Source organism: Pelagibacterium halotolerans B2 (genome assembly GCF_000230555.1).
GTDB lineage: Bacteria > Pseudomonadota > Alphaproteobacteria > Rhizobiales > Devosiaceae > Pelagibacterium > Pelagibacterium halotolerans.
The window spans coordinates 1,752,176-1,770,490 of record NC_016078.1 but is presented as its reverse complement, the minus strand read 5'-3'; the positions used below and the strand labels follow the sequence as shown (position 1 = coordinate 1,770,490).

The 18,315-nt window shown below is 60.7% G+C and carries 21 protein-coding genes, 1 pseudogene and 1 other annotated feature; of the genes and pseudogenes, 10 read left to right on the top strand and 12 right to left on the bottom strand.

The features are described from left to right. Positions 1–19: 19 nt before the first annotated feature. The 3 genes from KKY_RS08650 to KKY_RS08640 form a co-directional block, all read right to left on the bottom strand. Positions 20–1,387: a TCR/Tet family MFS transporter gene (locus KKY_RS08650; protein ID WP_014130945.1), complete on the bottom strand. Its 1,368-nt coding sequence runs from the start codon at positions 1,385–1,387 to the stop codon at positions 20–22. An 89-nt stretch (positions 1,388–1,476) separates the two neighbouring features. Then, positions 1,477–2,667 carry an FAD-dependent monooxygenase gene (locus KKY_RS08645; RefSeq protein WP_014130944.1) on the bottom strand — a complete coding sequence of 397 codons (1,191 nt, stop codon included), beginning with the start codon at positions 2,665–2,667 and terminating at the stop codon, positions 1,477–1,479. A 6-nt stretch (positions 2,668–2,673) separates the two neighbouring features. Beyond that, positions 2,674–2,919 (bottom strand): zinc-finger domain-containing protein, encoded by a 246-nt coding sequence (locus KKY_RS08640; protein ID WP_014130943.1) that lies wholly within the window; start codon positions 2,917–2,919, stop codon positions 2,674–2,676. Positions 2,920–3,054: 135 nt separating this feature from the next. Here KKY_RS08640 and KKY_RS08635 point away from each other — a divergent pair, with 135 nt between their 5' ends. The 4 genes from KKY_RS08635 (at position 3,055) to KKY_RS08620 (ending at position 6,841) form a co-directional block, all read left to right on the top strand. Then, positions 3,055–3,813, top strand: a complete 759-nt coding sequence (locus tag KKY_RS08635) for an alpha/beta fold hydrolase (RefSeq protein ID WP_014130942.1) — start codon at positions 3,055–3,057, stop codon at positions 3,811–3,813. A gap of 94 nt (positions 3,814–3,907) precedes the next feature. Further along, positions 3,908–4,729: a serine O-acetyltransferase gene (gene cysE, locus KKY_RS08630; RefSeq protein WP_041529262.1), complete on the top strand. Its 822-nt coding sequence runs from the start codon at positions 3,908–3,910 to the stop codon at positions 4,727–4,729. A gap of 153 nt (positions 4,730–4,882) precedes the next feature. Then, positions 4,883–5,101, top strand: coding sequence for a DUF3126 family protein (locus tag KKY_RS08625; protein ID WP_014130940.1), 219 nt, complete (start codon positions 4,883–4,885; stop codon positions 5,099–5,101). Between the two features lie 129 nt (positions 5,102–5,230). Beyond that, positions 5,231–6,841, top strand: coding sequence for a BCCT family transporter (locus KKY_RS08620; RefSeq protein ID WP_014130939.1), 1,611 nt, complete (start codon positions 5,231–5,233; stop codon positions 6,839–6,841). Positions 6,842–6,845: 4 nt separating this feature from the next. On the opposite strand, the gene KKY_RS08615 is transcribed toward KKY_RS08620, so the two are convergent. Continuing rightward, positions 6,846–7,532, bottom strand: coding sequence for a hypothetical protein (locus tag KKY_RS08615; protein WP_139305019.1), 687 nt, complete (start codon positions 7,530–7,532; stop codon positions 6,846–6,848). A gap of 105 nt (positions 7,533–7,637) precedes the next feature. On the opposite strand from KKY_RS08615, the gene KKY_RS08610 reads away from it, so the two are divergent. From KKY_RS08610 to KKY_RS08595, 4 genes are all read left to right on the top strand, one after another. Next, positions 7,638–7,964 (top strand): DUF6949 family protein, encoded by a 327-nt coding sequence (locus tag KKY_RS08610; RefSeq protein ID WP_014130937.1) that lies wholly within the window; start codon positions 7,638–7,640, stop codon positions 7,962–7,964. 74 nt (positions 7,965–8,038) lie between these two features. After that, positions 8,039–8,094 (top strand) — a sequence feature (sul1 is cis-regulatory element that is thought to sense ions involved in sulfur or methionine metabolism; They are found in Alphaproteobacteria). A 75-nt stretch (positions 8,095–8,169) separates the two neighbouring features. Continuing rightward, a complete protein-coding gene (locus KKY_RS08605) occupies positions 8,170–9,654 on the top strand; it encodes a SulP family inorganic anion transporter (protein ID WP_014130936.1) in 1,485 nt (494 codons plus the stop codon). A gap of 10 nt (positions 9,655–9,664) precedes the next feature. Beyond that, positions 9,665–10,516 (top strand): universal stress protein, encoded by an 852-nt coding sequence (locus tag KKY_RS08600; protein WP_014130935.1) that lies wholly within the window; start codon positions 9,665–9,667, stop codon positions 10,514–10,516. Positions 10,517–10,521: 5 nt separating this feature from the next. Next, positions 10,522–10,866 (top strand): TraR/DksA family transcriptional regulator, encoded by a 345-nt coding sequence (locus KKY_RS08595; RefSeq protein ID WP_014130934.1) that lies wholly within the window; start codon positions 10,522–10,524, stop codon positions 10,864–10,866. A 114-nt stretch (positions 10,867–10,980) separates the two neighbouring features. On the opposite strand, the gene KKY_RS08590 is transcribed toward KKY_RS08595, so the two are convergent. The 6 genes and pseudogenes from KKY_RS08590 to KKY_RS08565 all read right to left on the bottom strand — a co-directional run. After that, positions 10,981–11,616 (bottom strand): transglutaminase-like cysteine peptidase, encoded by a 636-nt coding sequence (locus KKY_RS08590; protein WP_014130933.1) that lies wholly within the window; start codon positions 11,614–11,616, stop codon positions 10,981–10,983. A 125-nt stretch (positions 11,617–11,741) separates the two neighbouring features. Beyond that, positions 11,742–12,467 (bottom strand): amino acid ABC transporter ATP-binding protein, encoded by a 726-nt coding sequence (locus KKY_RS08585; RefSeq protein WP_014130932.1) that lies wholly within the window; start codon positions 12,465–12,467, stop codon positions 11,742–11,744. Then, complete coding sequence (locus KKY_RS08580) at positions 12,445–13,104, bottom strand: amino acid ABC transporter permease (RefSeq protein ID WP_014130931.1); 660 nt, start codon at positions 13,102–13,104, stop codon at positions 12,445–12,447. Before KKY_RS08580 ends, KKY_RS08585 begins: the two co-directional genes overlap by 23 nt. Beyond that, positions 13,101–13,775: an amino acid ABC transporter permease gene (locus KKY_RS08575; RefSeq protein ID WP_014130930.1), complete on the bottom strand. Its 675-nt coding sequence runs from the start codon at positions 13,773–13,775 to the stop codon at positions 13,101–13,103. Before KKY_RS08575 ends, KKY_RS08580 begins: the two co-directional genes overlap by 4 nt. Before the next feature lie 106 nt (positions 13,776–13,881). Further along, complete coding sequence (locus KKY_RS08570; protein ID WP_014130929.1) at positions 13,882–14,664, bottom strand: transporter substrate-binding domain-containing protein; 783 nt, start codon at positions 14,662–14,664, stop codon at positions 13,882–13,884. Between the two features lie 146 nt (positions 14,665–14,810). Next, a pseudogene (locus KKY_RS08565) lies at positions 14,811–15,158 on the bottom strand (cell wall hydrolase); the annotation flags it as partial. Positions 15,159–15,452: 294 nt separating this feature from the next. On the opposite strand from KKY_RS08565, the gene KKY_RS08560 reads away from it, so the two are divergent. Together KKY_RS08560 and KKY_RS08555 are read left to right on the top strand one after the other, a co-directional pair. Beyond that, the gene (locus KKY_RS08560) at positions 15,453–16,055 is read left to right on the top strand and encodes a TetR/AcrR family transcriptional regulator (RefSeq protein ID WP_014130927.1); all 603 of its coding nucleotides are present in this window, start codon (positions 15,453–15,455) and stop codon (positions 16,053–16,055) included. Between the two features lie 34 nt (positions 16,056–16,089). Beyond that, positions 16,090–16,935 (top strand): CPBP family intramembrane glutamic endopeptidase, encoded by an 846-nt coding sequence (locus KKY_RS08555; protein ID WP_014130926.1) that lies wholly within the window; start codon positions 16,090–16,092, stop codon positions 16,933–16,935. Here the strand turns inward: KKY_RS08555 and KKY_RS08550 are convergent. Both KKY_RS08550 and KKY_RS08545 read right to left on the bottom strand, forming a co-directional pair. Continuing rightward, positions 16,928–17,563: a PilZ domain-containing protein gene (locus tag KKY_RS08550; protein ID WP_014130925.1), complete on the bottom strand. Its 636-nt coding sequence runs from the start codon at positions 17,561–17,563 to the stop codon at positions 16,928–16,930. The two genes, KKY_RS08555 and KKY_RS08550, sit on opposite strands and share 8 nt — an antisense overlap. A 90-nt stretch (positions 17,564–17,653) precedes the next feature. Then, entirely contained in the window at positions 17,654–18,307 is a 654-nt protein-coding gene (locus KKY_RS08545; RefSeq protein ID WP_014130924.1) for a PAS domain-containing protein, read from the bottom strand. Between the last annotated feature and the right edge of the window lie 8 nt (positions 18,308–18,315).

The window sequence follows — 18,315 nt, the reverse complement described above, 5'->3', positions numbered from 1 at the left end:
AGGCCGGGGAAACCCGGCCTTATTTGTTTGCGGGCTGCGTCGCGGGCTCGCCCTCGCCATTTCCGTCCTCATCTTCGGGCAATTCGGTCTCCGGCGGATTGACGGCCTGGCCGCTCGGCTGGGGATAGCGCGGCTTTTCGCGCGCCTCGTCATAGGGGCGGTGCGAAAGGTCGTATCTGATGGAAGCGTAGATAAAGAGCGCCATGGCCCCCGCAACGATAATCCCGGCCGCAAAGAACGGTGCGCCGGGAAAGGTGATGGGGCGCAGCGCATTTGTGGTGAAAAACGAAAACATCTGCGTTGCCGCCAGAGGCGCTATGATTGCCGTCAGGGAATTTGAGGCGTTGACGGCGCCCTGAAGTTCGCCTTGCTGATTGGCGCGTGTGTTGTTGGCAAGAAGCCCGGTGAGGGCGGGCGCCGCGATGCCGGAAAAGGCCCCGACGACCAGGAAGGTCCACAGCCCCAACTCCGTGTGGATCATCGAGACACCGATAAACGCAATGACGGCCAGTGAAAGCCCGATGATAACCGTCGCCGTGACGCCGAGATAGCGCGTGGAAAATCCGACCAGAAGCGCTTGGCTCAGCGCGAAAAGGATGCCGAAGATGGCCAGCGACCGGCCGACCTGGGACGGCCCCCAGCCGAATTCCTCAATCGTGAAGAAGTTCCAGACATTGGGATAGGTCTGTCCGGCCAGCGAAAACAGGAAAACGCAGCCGAGCAGGACGAAGATCACCGGGGTATGCCGGAAGGCCCAAAGCGCGCCGAACGGATTGGCGCGTTTCCAGTTGAACCGGCGGCGCCGGAATTTCGAGAGGCTTTCGGGCAGGACGAAAAAGCCGAACACCACATTGGCGGCGGCCAGCGCCGAGGCCAGATAGAAGGGCGCGCGGGGCCCGAATTCGCCCAGCTCGCCGCCGATCACCGGGCCGACGATAAAGCCGAGCCCGAAGGCCGCGCCGATCAGACCGAACCGCTGCGAGCGCTTTTCCTTGGGCGTGATGTCGGCGACATAGGCCGTTGCCGTGCCCATTGCCGCGCCGCAGATCCCTGAGAGGACCCGGCCCACGAAAAGCCAGAGCAAAGTGGGCGCCCAGGCCATGATGAGATAATCGAGCGACAGCCCGACCAGCGAGAGCAGCAGGATCGGGCGGCGTCCCCATCGGTCGGACAGATTGCCCAGGATTGGCGAGAAGATAAACTGCATCGAGGCATAGACGAAGATCAGATAACCGCCGATCTTGGCAGCGTCGGTAATCCCTTCGTGGGACAACTCGACGATCAACCCGGGAAGCACCGGCAGGATGATCCCGAGCCCGACGATGTCGAGAAACACCGTCATGAGAATGAAGACCAGCGTCAGCTTCGATTGGGGATTAACGCGCATAAGAGTGTACTGCGGCCTTTGATAAGGGTTCAGTTGGCACAACGGCTAGGGGAAAGGCAAGCACCAAGACCCGGTTCCGGTCTTTGCAATCAACTCTCTCCCGATTGAATGGCGTCGTAGCCATACAGCCAGTCCAATCTCCTGAAATGTCCCTGTGGGCCTTCGGCCCGGATAATCGCGTTGCGGGCCACGGAAAAGGGGAAGCCCATGTGAAAGATCCTGCCGTTTCTCGCCGAGACCTGCTGCACGCGCTTGACCCGATCCTGTCGCAAGCTTGCGAAGCGGGAAAACGCGTGTTCGGCGGTGGGCGATGCGGCGAGCAGGGGGGCAAGCACGGCGGCATCCTCGATGCCCATGGCCGCACCTTGTGCCTGAAATGGCAGCATGGCGTGGGCGGCGTCGCCGATCAGCCCGATGGGGCCATCGTGCCAGAGTGGTGTTTCCACGCTCGAGAGTACCCAGGGCGTCCAGCCTTCGCCCACTGAGTCCAGAATACGGGTCAGGCGCCTGTCCTTGCTGGATTTTAGCCGCGGCGAACGCTGGTCGAGAACGGAAAGATCGTTCTCCTTTTCCTGCGTAAACAGCGCCAGATTGGCGGCGTTTCGGTGTGGCAGGGGATAGACCACAAGATGAAAACGGGGGTTGAGCAGCAGGCTGGTGCGCTCGAGATCGAGGACATCCGAAAGCGCTTCGGGAGCCACCAGCGCGCGCCACGCGACTTTTCCCGTATATCGGGCGGCCGGCCCACCCAGATAGCGCGTTCGGGTCGCCGAGCGCACGCCATCGGCGCCGACGAACGCGAATGGCTTTGCCTTGCGTATCTTGCCATCGGGCTCTTGTGCGCTGACCGTCAGCCCGTTGCCTGAACGCTCCAAAGCAAAATCGGCGACGGAAAAGACGATATCGATATTGGCGAATCGCTTTGCGGCGGCGTGGAGCGCGTCCACGAGATCGGCCCTGTGCATCACGGCATAGGGCGCGCCAAAGCGGGCATTTATCGCCTTGCCCAGCGTGAGGGTCTGGAGCGGCTTTTCCCTTCCGTCGGGAAAGATATCGATCCCTTCGGGCGCAAAGCTGCGTGCGGCTATCGCTTCGGAAAGCCCCAGACTATCGAGGACCTTTCGCGCGTTTGCGCTGATCTGGAGCCCGGCGCCGAATTCGGAAATTGACGCATTTCGTTCAAGCACCACAACATGCAGGCCAAACTTGGCGAGCGCCAGCGCCAGGGTCAGCCCGGCGATCCCTGCGCCGGCGATATAGACTGTGCGCCGAGCGCCCATAGGGCTCTAGGCGTGTTCGACCTCGAACACCGCGCTGGGCGGATTGGCCGCGCCATGGGGCAGGGCGGGGCTGAAGACATAGAGGGTCGAGCAATAGGGGCAGACGATCTCGGTGTCGTGCCCCATGTCGAGAAACACATGGGGATGGTCGAAGGGCGGCTTTGCGCCGACGCACTGGAATTCCTTGGCGCCGATCTCGATGCGGGCCAAACCTTCGGAATTGTGGAAGTGAGGAGTTCCGTGCTGTGCCATGAGAGCGACCATCCGGCTGGGCTGTTTGAAATCGGCCGGACCATACCGATTTGGGCCGGGTATGGCCAGAGGCATGTTGGCGCTGCACCGCGGGCTTGGTAAGAGGGTGAAATTCCAGAGTCGAAAGAATCCCTTATGCCGGTTTTCCAATCCGAAGGTTTCACGCTTGCCTATGAGGTTCATGGTGAGGGAAAGCCCATCGTCGCCGTCCATGGCTTTGCCTCCAACGGTAACGTTAATTGGGTGGCAACCGGCTGGGTCGATGAACTCACCGGTGCCGGGTATCAGGTCATCACGCTGGACAATCGCGGTCACGGCGCATCGGAAAAGATTTACGATCCATCGGTCTATGGCGCCCCCGACATGGCACGCGACGTCGCCAACCTCATCGATCATCTGGGGTTCGAAAAGGCCGCGCTCATCGGCTATTCCATGGGCGCGCGCATCAGCGCTTTCGTGTGCATCCAGAACCCGGAAAAAGTCGCCTGCGCAATCTTTGGCGGGCTGGGCGGCAACATGGTGCGGCCCATGCTCGACAGCGACGAAATCATCGCCGGGCTCAACGCGCCAACCCTGGCCGAGGTGACCCACAAGACCGGCCGCCAATTCCGCATTTTCGCCGAACACACAAAAAGCGATCTGAAGGCGCTTTCGGCCTGCATGGCCGGCTCACGCACGAAAATGAGCCAGGAGCAGGTCGGGCGGATCGAGGTTCCGGTTCTGGTCGCGGTGGGCAGCGAAGACGAGGTTGGCGGCGACCCCCAGGCCCTGGCCGATCTTATCCCGCACGGAGAGGCGCTGATCATCGAACGGCGCGACCATATGCGGGCAACCGGCGATCCGCAGTTCAAACGCGGAGCGCTGGCGTTTTTGGCGCGCGTTTATCCCGCGTAAGGCAAAAGTGAACCAATTTGCCTCAGAACCCTTTGTTTGCGACAATGGGTTCGCCTATATGTGGCAACCAGAAAACGAGCATGCGGAGAACGCGATGTCCTCGAGCGTCAAGAAGCCCGGCAATATCAAGGCCGTCGATCCCATCTGGGATGCGATGACGGTCGAGGCCGAGCGCATCTGCGCGGACGAACCGTTCCTCACGCAAATGGCGATTTCGAGCGTTCTCAACCATACGAGCTTCGAATCGGCGCTGGCCCATCGGTTGGCGGCGCGGCTCGATCATTCGGACGTTCCCGCCGATCTCATTCGGCAGGCGTTCGATGAAATGCTCGACAGCCATCCCGAAATCACCGCTTCGGCCCGCGCCGATCTGGCTGCGACGCTGGAGCGCGATCCGGCCTGCCACCGGATCGTCGAGCCGTTTCTGTTCTTCAAAGGCTTTCAGGCCATCCAGACGCACCGCTTTGCACATGCGCTGTGGAACACGGGGCGCCGCGATTTCGCGCTTTATCTGCAGAGCCGGTCCAGCCAGGTGTTTCAGACCGACATCAATCCGGCAGCGCGCATCGGCAAGGGCATCATGCTCGATCACGCCACCGGGTTCGTGGTGGGTGAGACCGCGGTGATCGGTGATCATGTTTCCATCCTGCACGCGGTAACGCTTGGCGGGACCGGAAAGGCCGATCAGGACCGTCATCCCAAGATCGGCAACGGCGTGCTGATCGGGGCCGGGGCCAAGATCCTGGGCAATATCAGGGTTGGCGACTGCTCGCGCGTTGCCGCCGGTTCGGTTGTGCTCAAGGAAGTGCCCCCCCGCACCACGGTTGCCGGCGTTCCCGCCAAGGTGGTCGGGGAAGCGGGATGCAACCAGCCGGCCACCGTCATGGACCAGATCGTCATGGTGCCGCGCGATTGAGCGGTGTGGCCAGCGGGGAAAAGTGTTCCCCGTCCTTGCGTTCAGGGCTGCGATGGCTAAAGTCGCGCCGACCTCAAAGCGATTGTATTCGATAGCGTTCACGGCGGCGTTGCACCGGTTTCGCCGATCGATAGCGCTCAATGGAGATATTTTGTGAAGCACGAAGAAATCATCAAGCTGCAGAAATACCTGCAACACAAGTTCGGGAACCGCTCGATCGATGTTCGCCCCCGCCCCAAGCAGGACGACTCGGTCGAGTTGTATCTGGGCGATGAGTTCATCGGGCTGATCTATCTCGATGAGGATGAGGGCGAGCGGTCCTATATGGTCCAGATTTCCATTCTCGATATCGACCTCGACGAAGTCAGCTAGGCTTCGGGAAAATCGATAGAAAAATTGCGAGGGCTCTCCTGCGGGGGAGCCCTTTTTGCATTTCGGCCGTTAGTTCTGCATGCTCCCCGATGGGGGAACATTGTTGTGGGCCAAGAGAGGGAGGCTGTTATGGAAGCCTGGGCCGAGCGGCTGGGTCTGAGAACGGATCCGGCTATTTTCTTTGTTTCGGCGGGACTGACGGTTGTGTTCGTCCTGCTGCTGGTGGTTGTTCCCGAACCGATCGGCAATTTCTTTGAGGTGACACGGGCCTGGATCGTCACCAATCTTGGATGGTTCTTCATCCTTGGCGTCAACGTCTGGCTTGGCTTCCTGATCTGGGCAGCCGTAAGCCGTCACGGCCATATCAAGCTCGGGCCGCGCGACAGCACGCCCGATTATTCCAACCTTTCCTGGTTCACCATGCTGTTTGCCGGCGGCATCGGCACGGTCTTGATGTTCTGGGGCGTGGCCGAACCGGTCAGCCATTTTTCGAGCCCGCCACTGGCGGGCGTCGAACCGTTCAGCGAACAGGCGGCCAAGGATGCCATCTCGATCTCGGTCTATCATCTGGGCCTGCACACCTGGACGATCTTTACGCTGCCGGGACTGGCCTTTGGCTATTTCATCAATCGATACGATCTTCCCGTCCGGGTGAGTTCGGTGTTCTATCCGCTGCTCAAGGACGGCATTTATGGGCCGGTCGGTAAAGCCATCGACATCGCCTCGATCCTTGGGACCCTGTTCGGCGTGGCAGTGTCCCTGGGCCTTGGCGCTTCGCAGATTTCGGCGGGCATCGCGGCGCTGACGGGGCTGGCGGATGACGTTCCCCTGACCGTGGCGATCCTTGTCGTCCTCACGGCCGTCGCGGTGGTTTCGATCGTTGCCGGGCTCGACAAAGGGGTGAAATTTCTCTCAAACCTCAATATCGGCATGGCCGTTGGGCTCATGGTTTTTGTTCTGGTGACCGGTTCGACCCTGTTCCTGTTGCGGGCCATCGTCGAAACGTTCGGCCTCTATTTCTACAATCTGCCCCGCCTGGCGTTCTGGAACGACATGCTGGCCAATATCAACCCCACCAACGATCCGTGGGGCTGGCAGGGTGACTGGACGGTCTTTTACTGGGCGTGGACCGTGACCTGGTCACCGTTCATAGGCCTGTTCGTGGCGCGCATATCGCGCGGGCGGACGATCCGCGAGTTCGTGTTCGGCGTGCTTCTTGCGCCATCGCTGTTCACCCTGATCTGGTTTGCGATCTTTGGCTGGCAGGCCATGGAGATCGACGGGATCGGGCTGGCGCTGCGCGAACAGATGGGGCCCGCTGCGGGCGAATTGAGCCGGGCTGTCGCCGATTCAGTACCGTTGGCGATGTTTGCCTTTTTCGAGCATTTCCCCTTGGCCACGCTCGTTCAGGGCATCGCCATCGTCGTCGTCGCGATCTTTTTCGCGACGTCTTCGGACTCGGCCTCACTTGTCGTCGACATGCTTTGCACCGGTGAGGCTGAACCCGGACCAGTGCGCCAGCGCGTGTTCTGGGGCGTGGCGGAAGGCATGGTGGCCGTTATGCTCATCATCCTGGCCGGCGATCTGGGGCTGACGGCGCTGCAGCAGGTGATTACGGTGGTCGGGCTGCCGATTTTCTGTCTGGTGTTCATGATGATCCCCTCGATCATCATGGGCTTCAAGATCGAAGAGATCGACCACGTCACGGTTGGCCGACGACCCAAGCTCCACCAGTTCTAGAGCGCTATTTTCGGAGAGGCGTCAACGCCTCTTCGATACGGGCATCAAAGCTGCGCCAATTGTCGAGTGCGGCCGGCTCGAAGGCAATGACGGCTGTGTTGCGGTCTGAAAGGGTCAGCACCCGCAGGCAGGTTCTGTCTCCCGTTGTCATGGTGACCGGTGTCATGCATTTGGCGACAAACGGGTTGGCGCTGAGCGGATCGTACCAGACCGTTTCACCGTTCGTTCCCGCATCGAGTTCGAGCGGCTTTCCCACAAGGCCGGGAACGCCCGAAAGCTGATCGGATGCAAACTGATGAAGATAGACGCTATCGAGCAGCGCTGCGCTGGCGCGCATGCGTCCGCGCGGCATGATCGTGATCGCGACTTCGCTCAGCTTCCCGTTTTCGCCCAATGGCAGGGCCAAACTCAAATCCATCCGCTCGGCAAAGCCGTCGCGCCTCTGGATCGGGTCGGTGAGCAGCTCGGCAGGCATCACGTAGCGCTGGGCACCGATGGTGATGATGTGACTTGCCGAAAGTTCTGGCGAGGTTTGCTGCCCGGTGCTCGCCTCAAGCCAGTTCCGCACCCCGTAGGCCGCGCCAAGGCCGGCCATGGCAACGATCAGCCCGATTGCGACCACCGTGTAAAGTGCAGCACCCGCCGTGCGGGCAGGGGCGGCGTTTTGGCGCGTGGCAGACGGGCTGTTCACATTAACCATAGATGCGCGTGAGCAATGACAACCAGTTTGGCGGCACTTATGCTTAATAAATCGTAAAAATTCGGCCATCTGCGTCGTCCGGCGCCGGAGGAAAGCGTGACACATCTGATTTTGGCGCTGTTTCTGATCGCCGTGGGCATGAGCGTCGCCGGCACCGGCACGCATCTCTACCAGCAGATTGCCCGCAAGGTGGCCGAGTTTCGCGTCGAGGGCGCCAATGCCTTCGAGAGCCTCGTCAATCTGTTCGTCATGTTCATCTGCGGCCCGTACATGATGTTGCGCCTCGGCCTGCGGGCCGATGCGAGCGGCAGGGCCTCCACCGTCAACGTCATGCTTGCTGCGGTTATTGCATTCGGCTGGAGTTTTGTGACCGGGATGATGGTGGTGGGCACCTATATCTCGGTTCTCAAGGTCACCGCCTGACGCTATGCGCACAGCGCATGGCAGCAATGCCTTGCGCTCGGGCGTCGTTTCCGGTCAAACGGAGCCTTACGAACCCTGGACCCGGTGAAACCCCGGGTGGCTCTTCCGGCCGCCGATCCGCCGGACAACTAAATCAAGTTTCCAGCCCGCCTGGACCGGAGCGCCTTGCTCCGCTGGTTTGGTTCTCAAGACATTCGGAAAATTAATGACCTCATTGACCGCCTATCGCGCGCAGTGGTTTGGCAATGTGCGCGGCGATCTTCTGGCCGGCCTCGTTGTTGCGCTCGCGCTCATTCCCGAAGCCATCGCGTTTTCAATCATCGCCGGGGTCGATCCCAAGATCGGCCTCTACGCGTCCTTTTCAATCGCAGTTGTGACCGCCATCGCGGGCGGCCGCCCGGGAATGATCTCGGCGGCGACCGCGGCGACTGCCGTTCTCATGGTCACGCTGGTGCGCGATCACGGGCTGCAATATCTGCTTGCCGCCACGGTTCTTGCCGGAATCCTGCAGATCGGCATGGGAATGTTCAAGCTGGGCAATCTGATGCGATTCGTCTCGCGCTCGGTGATGACCGGGTTCGTGAATGCGCTGGCAATTTTGATATTTCTTGCCCAGATTCCAGAGCTGACCGGTGTGCCGCTGTTGACATACGTGCTGGTCGCGGCCGGCCTGGGCATCATCTACCTGTTTCCGATGCTGACCAAGGCCATTCCTTCTCCGCTGGTCTGCATCGTGGTTCTGACGGTGCTTTCGATTGCTCTCGGTTTCGACGTGCGCACGGTCGGCGACATGGGCGAGTTGCCCTCGACGCTGCCTGTGTTTCTGATTCCGGATATTCCGATAAACCTCGACACACTCATGATAATCCTGCCCTATTCGGCGGCGGTTGCCGTGGTCGGTTTGCTCGAATCGCTGATGACGGCGCAGATCGTTGACGACCTCACCGATACGCCATCCGACAAGAATCAGGAGTGCATCGGGCAGGGGCTGGCCAATACGGCGACGGGCTTTATCGGCGGCATGGCGGGCTGCGCGATGATCGGGCAGTCGATCATCAACGTGAAGTCAGGCGGTCGCGGCCGGCTTTCATGCTTTGCCGCTGGCGTGTTCCTGTTGTTCATGATCGTGGTGCTCGGAGACCTTGTGGCACGCATCCCCATGGCGGCACTGGTTGCGATCATGATCATGGTGTCCATCGGCACCTTCTCGTGGTCCTCGATTCTGAACCTGCGCACCCATCCGCGCTCGTCCTCAATCGTGATGCTCGCGACCGTGGTTACTGTCGTTTACACCCACAATCTGGCGATCGGCGTCCTGGTGGGCGTGTTGCTTTCGGGCATCTTTTTTGCCTGGAAGATCGCCCAGCTCTTCGCCGTGCGGTCCGAGATTTCCGAGGATGGCCGTCACCGCACCTATGTGATTGAGGGGCAATTGTTCTTTGCCTCGGCGGACGATTTCATGGCAGCCTTCAACTTCAAGGAGGTACTCGAAACGGTCACCATCGACGTCAGCCGTGCCCATATCTGGGATATTTCGAGCGTGGCCGCGCTGGACATGGCGGTGCTCAAGTTCCGCCGCGAGGGAGCGACCGTCGAAATCGTCGGTTTGAACGAAGCCAGCGAAACGATCGTCGACAAGCTGGCTGTCCACGACAAGCCGGGCGCCATCGACAAGCTGATGGCACATTAGGGAGGCTATAATGGGAAACAAACTTATCGCGCTGGTCGATGGGTCGATCTACTCCAAGAGTGTCTGCGAAAATGCTGCGTGGCTGGCAAGACGTGCCGGAAAACCGGTCGAGGTGTTGCATGTGCTTGGCCGCCGGGACGTGCCGGTCACCGATCTGAGCGGATCGATCGCGCTTGGCGCGCGCTCAGCGTTGCTGGCCGATCTTGCCGAACTCGACGAACGTCGGGCCAAGCTGTCTCAACAAAAGGGCAGGGCGATCCTTGAGGATGCGCAGGCCATCTTGAATCAGGGAGGCGCTCCGGCGGTCACGACCCGCCTGATGAATGGCGATATCGTCGAGACGCTTGGCGATCTGGAGGCAGATGCCGAGTTGCTGGTCATTGGCAAGCGGGGCGAAGGTGCCGATTTCGCCAAGATGCATCTGGGATCAAATCTCGAGCGCGTCTCCCGGTCGTCCAAGCGTCCCGTATTCGTTGCGGCAAGGAGCTTTGCCGATATCGGCTCCGTCCTCGTTGCCTTCGATGGCGGGCCGAGTGCAATGAAGGCCGTCGATTATGTCGCCAGCAGCCCGATTTTTGCGGGCTTGTCGATCCGGCTCCTTACCGTCGGCAATGAGAGCGGGGAGGCCTGGGCGAAACTCGAAAGCGCCAAAGCCAAGCTCATCGCTGCCGGTCTTGAGGTGACAGCCGACATTCAGGCGGGACAGCCCGAAACCGTCATCGCCCAGGTGGTGGAGCAGGGCGGCGTCGATCTTCTGGTCATGGGCGCTTATGGCCATTCGCGCATCAGGAGCCTGTTTATCGGCTCGACCACCTCGGAAATGATCCGCTCCTGCAAAATTCCTGTCCTTCTGTTCAGGTAGGGTCGATGACCGAGCCCGACAGCGCGGAACTCGAGCGTCGCTTTCGGCCGCGGTTGGAGGCCGATCTGGCCGATCTCGCGGCCCAGCTCGAACGCTCTGCTGACGAGCGCGGGCCGGTGGAGCTGGACCAGCAGAGTGTCGGGCGCCTGTCGCGCATGGATGCCATGCAGCGCCAGGCGATGGCCCGGGCAGTCCAAGAGCGGCTGAAACTGCAAAAAGTGCGGACCGAACAGGCTCTGCTGCGAATGGGCGACGGTGAATTCGGCTATTGCGTCGATTGCGGCGAATTCATCGGCGAGAAGCGGCTGGCGGTCGATCCTGCAACGCCCAAATGCGTCCATTGCGCCTGAAAGAAAAATGCCGGCATTCGGGGAGGAATGCCGGCTCAGTGAACACTCCTGTCGGGGAGTGATATCGGATGCGCCATTGGCGTATCGATCGCGTTTGCGGGCGGGCGCTTTTGTTCAGTGGCCCGCCGTCGCTGTGGCCGTCACGATCTCGTCGCGGCCATCGAGGATATCGACCCACTGGCCGGCATGGGCCTGCGACTGGCGCTTGATGTAGGCGTAAGGGGTGTCGGTCCAGAGCTTGATGAGCCCTTCCTGGTTGTCGAGCACCAGGTCGCCGCGGTCGGTGCGAACCATCAGAACCGCATGGCCCTCGCCATTGGGCTGCTTGACCACCGAGATCAGCAGATTGGCCGGGTTCCAGCCGCCCTCGATCAGCGCGGCGCGCTTGGCAAGGACGAAATCCTCGCAATCGCCATAGCCCGATGTGGGATAGGTCCAGAATTCCTCGGTGCCGTAAAGCTCGTCGTCGCTCACGGCGGTTATCGTGGTGTTGTAGTGGTTGTTGACGTCCTGAAGCTGGCGCCACAGATTATCGTTGAGCGCCGCAGGTGCCGCCGCAGCCATGGGCTGGCATTCATAGGGGCGCTTCTGACAGAATTCCATATGACCGACCGGAATGGAGGTCGTGCCAGCCGAAACTTCGGCATAGGCCAGCTCGAGACGACCGTCCTGAGCGAGCGTGGGCGCGGCGGTCCCGATGGATGCGATGAGGGCGACAAGGCCCGAAATAAGGATCGATTTGTTTTTCATTATCGTGATCTCCCCGACGGAGACCACGATAGGGGGCGGCAATTGCCCCGATAGAAAAATTGCCGCGCAGTTTTTAAGCGTGTTTTATGCTCTGGATTTACAGCCTGTTAGTCATGGCCCCCGGCCTAGAGCATGCCAAGGAACTGCTTGAGCTCGGACGTTTTCGGGGCTGAAAACACATCGTTGGGCGGTCCCATTTCGTGCACCAGGCCCTGGTGCATGAACACGACCCTGTCGCATACGTCGCGCGCAAAGCGCATTTCGTGGGTGACCATGACCAGCGTCATGCCCTCCGCCGCCAGCTCCTTGACCACGGCGAGCACTTCATTGACCAGTTCTGGGTCGAGGGCTGAGGTGATTTCGTCGCACAACAGCCCCAGCGGCTGCATGGCCAACGCCCGGGCAATCGCCACGCGCTGTTGCTGACCGCCCGAGAGTTCGTCGGGATAGGCGTCGTATTTGTGCAAAAGCCCGACGCGGTCGAGCATTTGGCGTGCCACTTCTTCTGCTTCGGCCCTGGGAGTTTTCTTGACCACCGTCTGGCTCAGCACGACATTGCGGCCGGCGGTCAAGTGCGGGAACAGATTGAAGGACTGGAAGATCATGCCGATCTTGAGCCGCAGCGCCTTGAGCGCGGCCTCGCCGGGCAGGAGTTGCTCACCACCCACAGTGATCGCGCCGTCATTGATCTGCTCAAGCCCGTTGATGCACCGCAGCAGCGTCGATTTTCCGGACCCTGACTTGCCGATGATGGCGACCACTTCGCCGCGTTCAATGTCGAGGCTTATGCCCTTGAGGACCTCGTTGTCGCCAAAGCGCTTTTTCACATCAGTGATGGTTATGAGCGACATTGAACTTCCTTTCGAGGATCTGGCTGGATTTCGAGAGCGGCCAGCACAGCGCAAAATAGATCAGCGCAACCAGCCCATAGACCAGGAAGGGCTGGAAGGTGGCGTTGGTTACGGCGGTGCCGGCCTTGGTCAATTCGACAAAACCGATAATGGATGTAAGCGCGGTGCCTTTAACGACCTGAACGGAAAAGCCAACGGTCGGCGGAATGGCGATCCGGGTGGCCTGGGGCAGGATGACGTGGCGCAATTGTTCGATCCGGCCCATGCCCAGACTGGCAGATGCTTCCCACTGCCCTTTTGCGATGGCTTCGACGCAGCCGCGCCAGATCTCGGCCAGAAACGATGCAGTCCACAGAACCAGCGCGACGCCAGCGGCGGCCCAGGCAGGGATCGTATAGCCCAGCAAGGCCAGGCCGAAAAACGCCAGAAACAGCTGCATCAGCAGGGGCGTGCCCTGGAAGAGCTCGATATATCCGCGCGCCAGGGTTGAGACGGCCCTGTTGGCGCTTATGCGCATGAACATCACGAGCGGGCCCACAATGCCCCCGCCAATGAAGGAAACCAGCGAGAGCAGGATCGTCCAGCGCGCGGCCAGGAGCAGGTTGCGCAATATGTCCCATAAGGTGAACTCGATCATCGCACGGCCCTTCGTTTGGGAAACAGGGTCATGCCCACGCCCGAGAGAATCTGCCGCAAAACGATGGACAGCATCAGATAGATGAGAGTTGAAACGATATAGGTCTCGAACGCCCGGAAATTGCGCGACTGGATGAAATTGGCGGCGTAGCTGAGATCTTCTGCCGCGATCTGGGAAACCACCGCCGAGCCGAGCATCACGATGACGATCTGGGAAGACAGTGCGGGCCAAATCCTTTGTAGCGCCGGGATCAGGATGACGTGAATGAAGGTCTGGATCGGTGTCATCGCCAGACTGGCACCGGCCTCAAACTGGCCTCTGGGGGTGGCCTGTATTCCCGCTCGAATGATTTCGCAGCTATAGGCGCCCAGATTGACGATCATGGCCAGCGTCGCCGCCTGCAGGGCGTCCATCTGCACGCCCAGCGAGGGCAGGCCATAGAAGATGAAAAAGAGCTGTATCATGAAGGGCGTGTTGCGGATCAACTCCACGTAACCCACCACGAAGGGCCGTGCCCAAAGCGGTCCCAACGCCCGCGTCCAGGCGCATAGCACCCCCAAAAGACACCCCAGAACCGCACCGACCACGGTCAGATAGGCGGTAATCCCGACACCCTCGAGAAGTGCGGGCCAGTACTGTGGCAGCCACGCGAAATTGAGCTGGTAGCCCATGTCGTTCCCTCGAACCTTTAAGAGCAGTTGTGCCGCCTTGCCCTCAATCCCTCCCCCAAAAAGGGGAGGGAAACCATGCGTGGCATGGTGGGGCAACTGGCAGGTATCAGAGGTCCGCAGGCAGGGGTTGCCCCAACCATTTCTGCGCGATCGCTTCGAGCGAGCCATCGGCCTTGGCGTCGGCGATGATCGTATTGACCGCGGCGAGCAGTTCGGGCTCTTCCTTGTTCAGCCCGATATAGCAGGGAGAGTTCTGAACGAGGAATTTCAGCTCGGGTCGGATCGGTGGATTGCGCTCGAGAATGGCGGCCGCGACCACGTTGCCCGTGGCAATCAGGTCCACCTGCGAGGAAAGGAAAGCCGAAATCGTGCCGTTATTGTCCTCGTAGCGGCTGATCGAAACATCGCTGCCCACAAGCTCGGTCAGCGTCAGGTCCTCGACGGCGCCGCGTGTCACACCGATGGTGTAGCCGGAAAGTTCCTCGACCGATGCAACATTTATGGAGTCGGGGCCGAACACGCCGTTGAAGAATGGCGCATAGGCATCGGTGAAATCGATGACCGCCTCGCGCTCTGGGTTCTTGCCAAGGCTGGAGATCACGAGATCGACCATGCCGGTCTGAAGATAGGGAATGCGGTTCGCGCTGGTTACCGGCACGAGTTCGACCGAGACGCCGAGCTTGTCGGCGATCAGCTTGGCCATGTCAATGTCGTAGCCAACCGATTCAAGATCGAGTCCTACGCTACCGAAAGGCGGAAAATCCTGCGGCACAGCGACCTTGAGCGTACCGGATTCCATGATATCGGCCAGCGCATCGGCATGGGCCGGTGCAGCAAAACCGAGCATGGCGAGTGTCGTTACTATCGCGAGAAAAGAACGGCGTTCCATTTGTTACCCCTTGTGTGTGTCGTTCGACGGGCAAGGGGCGTGCAATTGGCGTGCCAGCCGTAACCGGCGCAAATTGGGCTCGAGCGGCAAGGATTTGCCTATAAACTAGGCAAATTTGAAACTTTGAGCAACATTTGCCCGATTTAGCGCCGTGCGTAAAAGGCGTTGCCGCCGGCCACCAGCACGTAATGCATGTTGCGGTAGGGAAAGCTCAGACCCGCCGTATGGAAATACATCGCGTCCTGTACGCCGGGATGCCGCTCGCCGCGCAGCACGCGAGTCGCCATCTGGGCGGCGAGGTTGAGACTGCGCTGCTCGGTCATCTGCCGGGACAGCACGCCGTCGGCGAACTGGTTCTTCTGCCCGACCACGCCGCAGACATCACTTGGGAACTGGTGGGAGTTGACACGGTTCATCACAACCGTGCCGACGGCCAGCATGCCGTCCGGGCTCGAGCGGTTGGACTCGAAATACATGACGCGGGTCATGCATTCATGCGGCGTTTTCGATCCGAACAATCCGAACAGCGAAACGCAGCCGGAGAGGGAGGTGAGGGCGGCAAGGCTCACGGCAATCGCCGCGACCTTTTTTACGATACGCATGACTTGTGACCATCCAGAATACGCGGGTGGTTGCGCTTTCCGACCCCGCCCCCCAGCGACCGGTCTCGCGCACATGCGGGTACATTAGGCCCGCCGGGTTAAGGATCGGTTCACTACGAAAATTTCGAGATTGATAATCAGTCCGATCGGTCTAAAATACGACCGTTCGGACTGGTTCAGGTTTCAATGGCGACATTCATTGAAGAGGCGCGCAGGCGGCAGATCGTGGAGGCAGCCATAGCCGTGCTGGCCCATGAAGGATACGCGCGCGCCTCGCTTTCACGGATCGCCGCGCGAGCCGGAATTTCCAAGAGCGTCATTACCTATCATTTCGATGGCAAGGACGAGATGTTCGAGGCGGTCTTCAGCCATGTCGCGGACGCGGCGGGGGCCTATATGACGCCGTTTCTCGAACGGGCAGGAGATCCGGCGGGACAGATCGCTGCCTATATCCGGCACCAGATCGCCTACATGCGCGATCATCGCGATGAATTGCTGGCCATCGGCACCCTGGCGCTGAACCACGGCGGCGCGTCGGGCACACCCGACTATATCGTGCGCTCGGCGGAGGAGGAGCGCACGATATTGACCGCGCTTGTCACCGATGGGCAGGCGGCGGGGCAGATTCGCGGCGACCTCGATGCGGAATTCATTGCCGGCCTGATCTCGAAGACGGTCGAAGGCGGGCTCAGCGAGTGGGCGTGGCGCCCCGAGACCGACCTTTCGGCCTATGCCGACCAGTTGATCGACCTTCTGGAGCGCGGCATGAGGGCCGATACAAAGAAATGATGGGGCAAATACATTGGTCAGGGGAGGACGGGAAATGACGAAGTTCGGATCGATTGGCCTTCGTGTCGGCGTGTTGTGGCTGGCGGTCGTGGTGATCTGGCTTTTTCTGGGCTGGCTGCGCGATGTCGTCTGGGGCTCGGGATATGCCGGTTACACGCTGGCGGGGCACATGACGAGCGCTGCGCTTGCCACGCTTCTGACGGCGTCGCTGGTGATGGCGATGCAACGGGTGTTCGACGACAGCGCCCGCCTGAAAGATATCGGCCTTGATCTCTCGGTGACGGCTGTCCGTCCGTTTCTGGTCGGCGTCCTTGCGTGGCTGGCGCCATTCGCGCTCGGGCTGGGGCTATGTCTCATTGTGGGCTGGGCCGCCGTTACGCCATCGGTTGAGTGGGCCGAAATACTGGCCTTCCTGCCCGTATTGGTCGTCCTCGTTTTCCTGCTCGAGGCCCTGCCCGAGGAACTGGTGTTCCGGGGTTATATTTACGGCCAGCTTTCCTCGGCGATGAGCCGATTGTGGGCCGTTGTGATCCAGGCCATGCTGTTTTCGGCGTGGGGTGCCGCGCTCTGGACGATCGCCGCGGGCACGGTGCCGATCGAGCGCATCGTCATGTTCTTTTTCATGGGACTGGTTCTGGGCATGGTGCGCGTTGTAACCGGGTCGGTATGGGCGAGCATTGGCCTGCATGTTGCATTCCAGACTGTGGCGCAATTACTGCTTAACGAAACGCGCGGGCATTTCACCATCGCCGGGGCCGACATGTTCCAACTGGTGGCGCTGGGCGTGGTGCCATTCTCACTGGCGGTGATGATTTCCGGAATTTTCTACAAGGGCCCGCACGGCTGGATGGGGCGGCAAGGCAAAGCCGCGGTCAGTTGACCCGCAAATTCTGTTGCACCACGGTGAGCATTTCCTGCACCGACGCAAATTCCACGGCGATACCGTCGGAGAAATGCCGGACGACGCGGGCCCGCATGCGGCCCAGAGAGATGGGGGTGCCAAGCGCTGGGCGCACGTCGATTTCCACGGCCGCGCCGGAGAGCGAGATGTCGGTGATCTTGCAATTGTAGCGCCGTCCATCCTCGAGAACGATTGAGGAGTGGCGGATATCGGGAACCACGCGTTCGTGGCGCCGGTCTTCGGGCAGGTTCAGGATGTCCTTGTTGGCCAGCCATGTGAGCTGGGCCGCCATCTTGTCGCGCCGCCGGGCAGAAGCCACGATATCCATATGAAATCCGCCGTCCATCAGGGCAAAAATTGTCCCTTCCACGCGGCCGAGATGGTCGAGATAGATGATGACTTTTTCGCCAACCGTTCCGGACACCGGCGCGATGACCATCGCGTCGCCGGGCGACATCTCGATGACCTGGCACGGAAATTCCCGGCGATCGGCAAGCATGTACCGGCCGAGCACGGAGACCTGGACGCGCTGGAAGCGATCGGCGTCTTCACGGGGCAGGGCCTCGGTCGGCATTGTCGCCCGAAGCGTCGTATCTTCGCTGAACATGTTGCGTTCCGCCCTGTCGTCTGCCGGTTTTCATTGCAACAATATGCGCGATAGCGTTAACGGACGGTAAGGGCGCGGGCGAACCCTGCGTCAGTTCTTTCCGCCATCGATCACCGACAAATGGGCGTAGCGACGCGCCGAATAGCCGGAAACGGTCGCCGGCATTGGCGTGGCGGGGCTGTCGTTCATCGCCGCGGCGATGTCGTCGAGCATGGCGCTGCGATAGCCCTCGGGTGTAACCGTATCCCTGTCGTCGGGCCAGATCAGCCGCAAGCCGGTGATGCGCTGGTCGATGATAGGGTGGATGCCGAGCCAGTACGGCGTGTCGAGAGCAGACAGTCCCCCCATCATCCGCGACGTCGTGACGCCGTTGTGGCGCAGCGGAAAGAGGGCCATCTCGAAAGAAAGCTTTTCACCGCGCTCGGTGCGGCCTTCGAAGGTCACCAGTGCCACCGCGTGATCTTCGGTCACCGCGCGCATCAGCGTTTCGAGCGCGTCGTGATCGCGCACCGACCACAGGGCCGAAAAGGGGCGGGATTTGAGTTCGCGGCAATAGGTGGCGCAGATGTGCGAGCCGGCCAGCCGGAAGTTGAAATCGAGACCGTCGCTCGATTCGAGGATGAAGGTATGGGCCAGCGCATCGCGAATCCGTGTAGGGTCGATATCCCGGCGTTCGGGAGTGGAGCGCGCGCCGCGGATTTCGTTCCAGTAGGAGTAGAGCGTTTTCGTCGAGCGCTGTTGCATACGGGCAG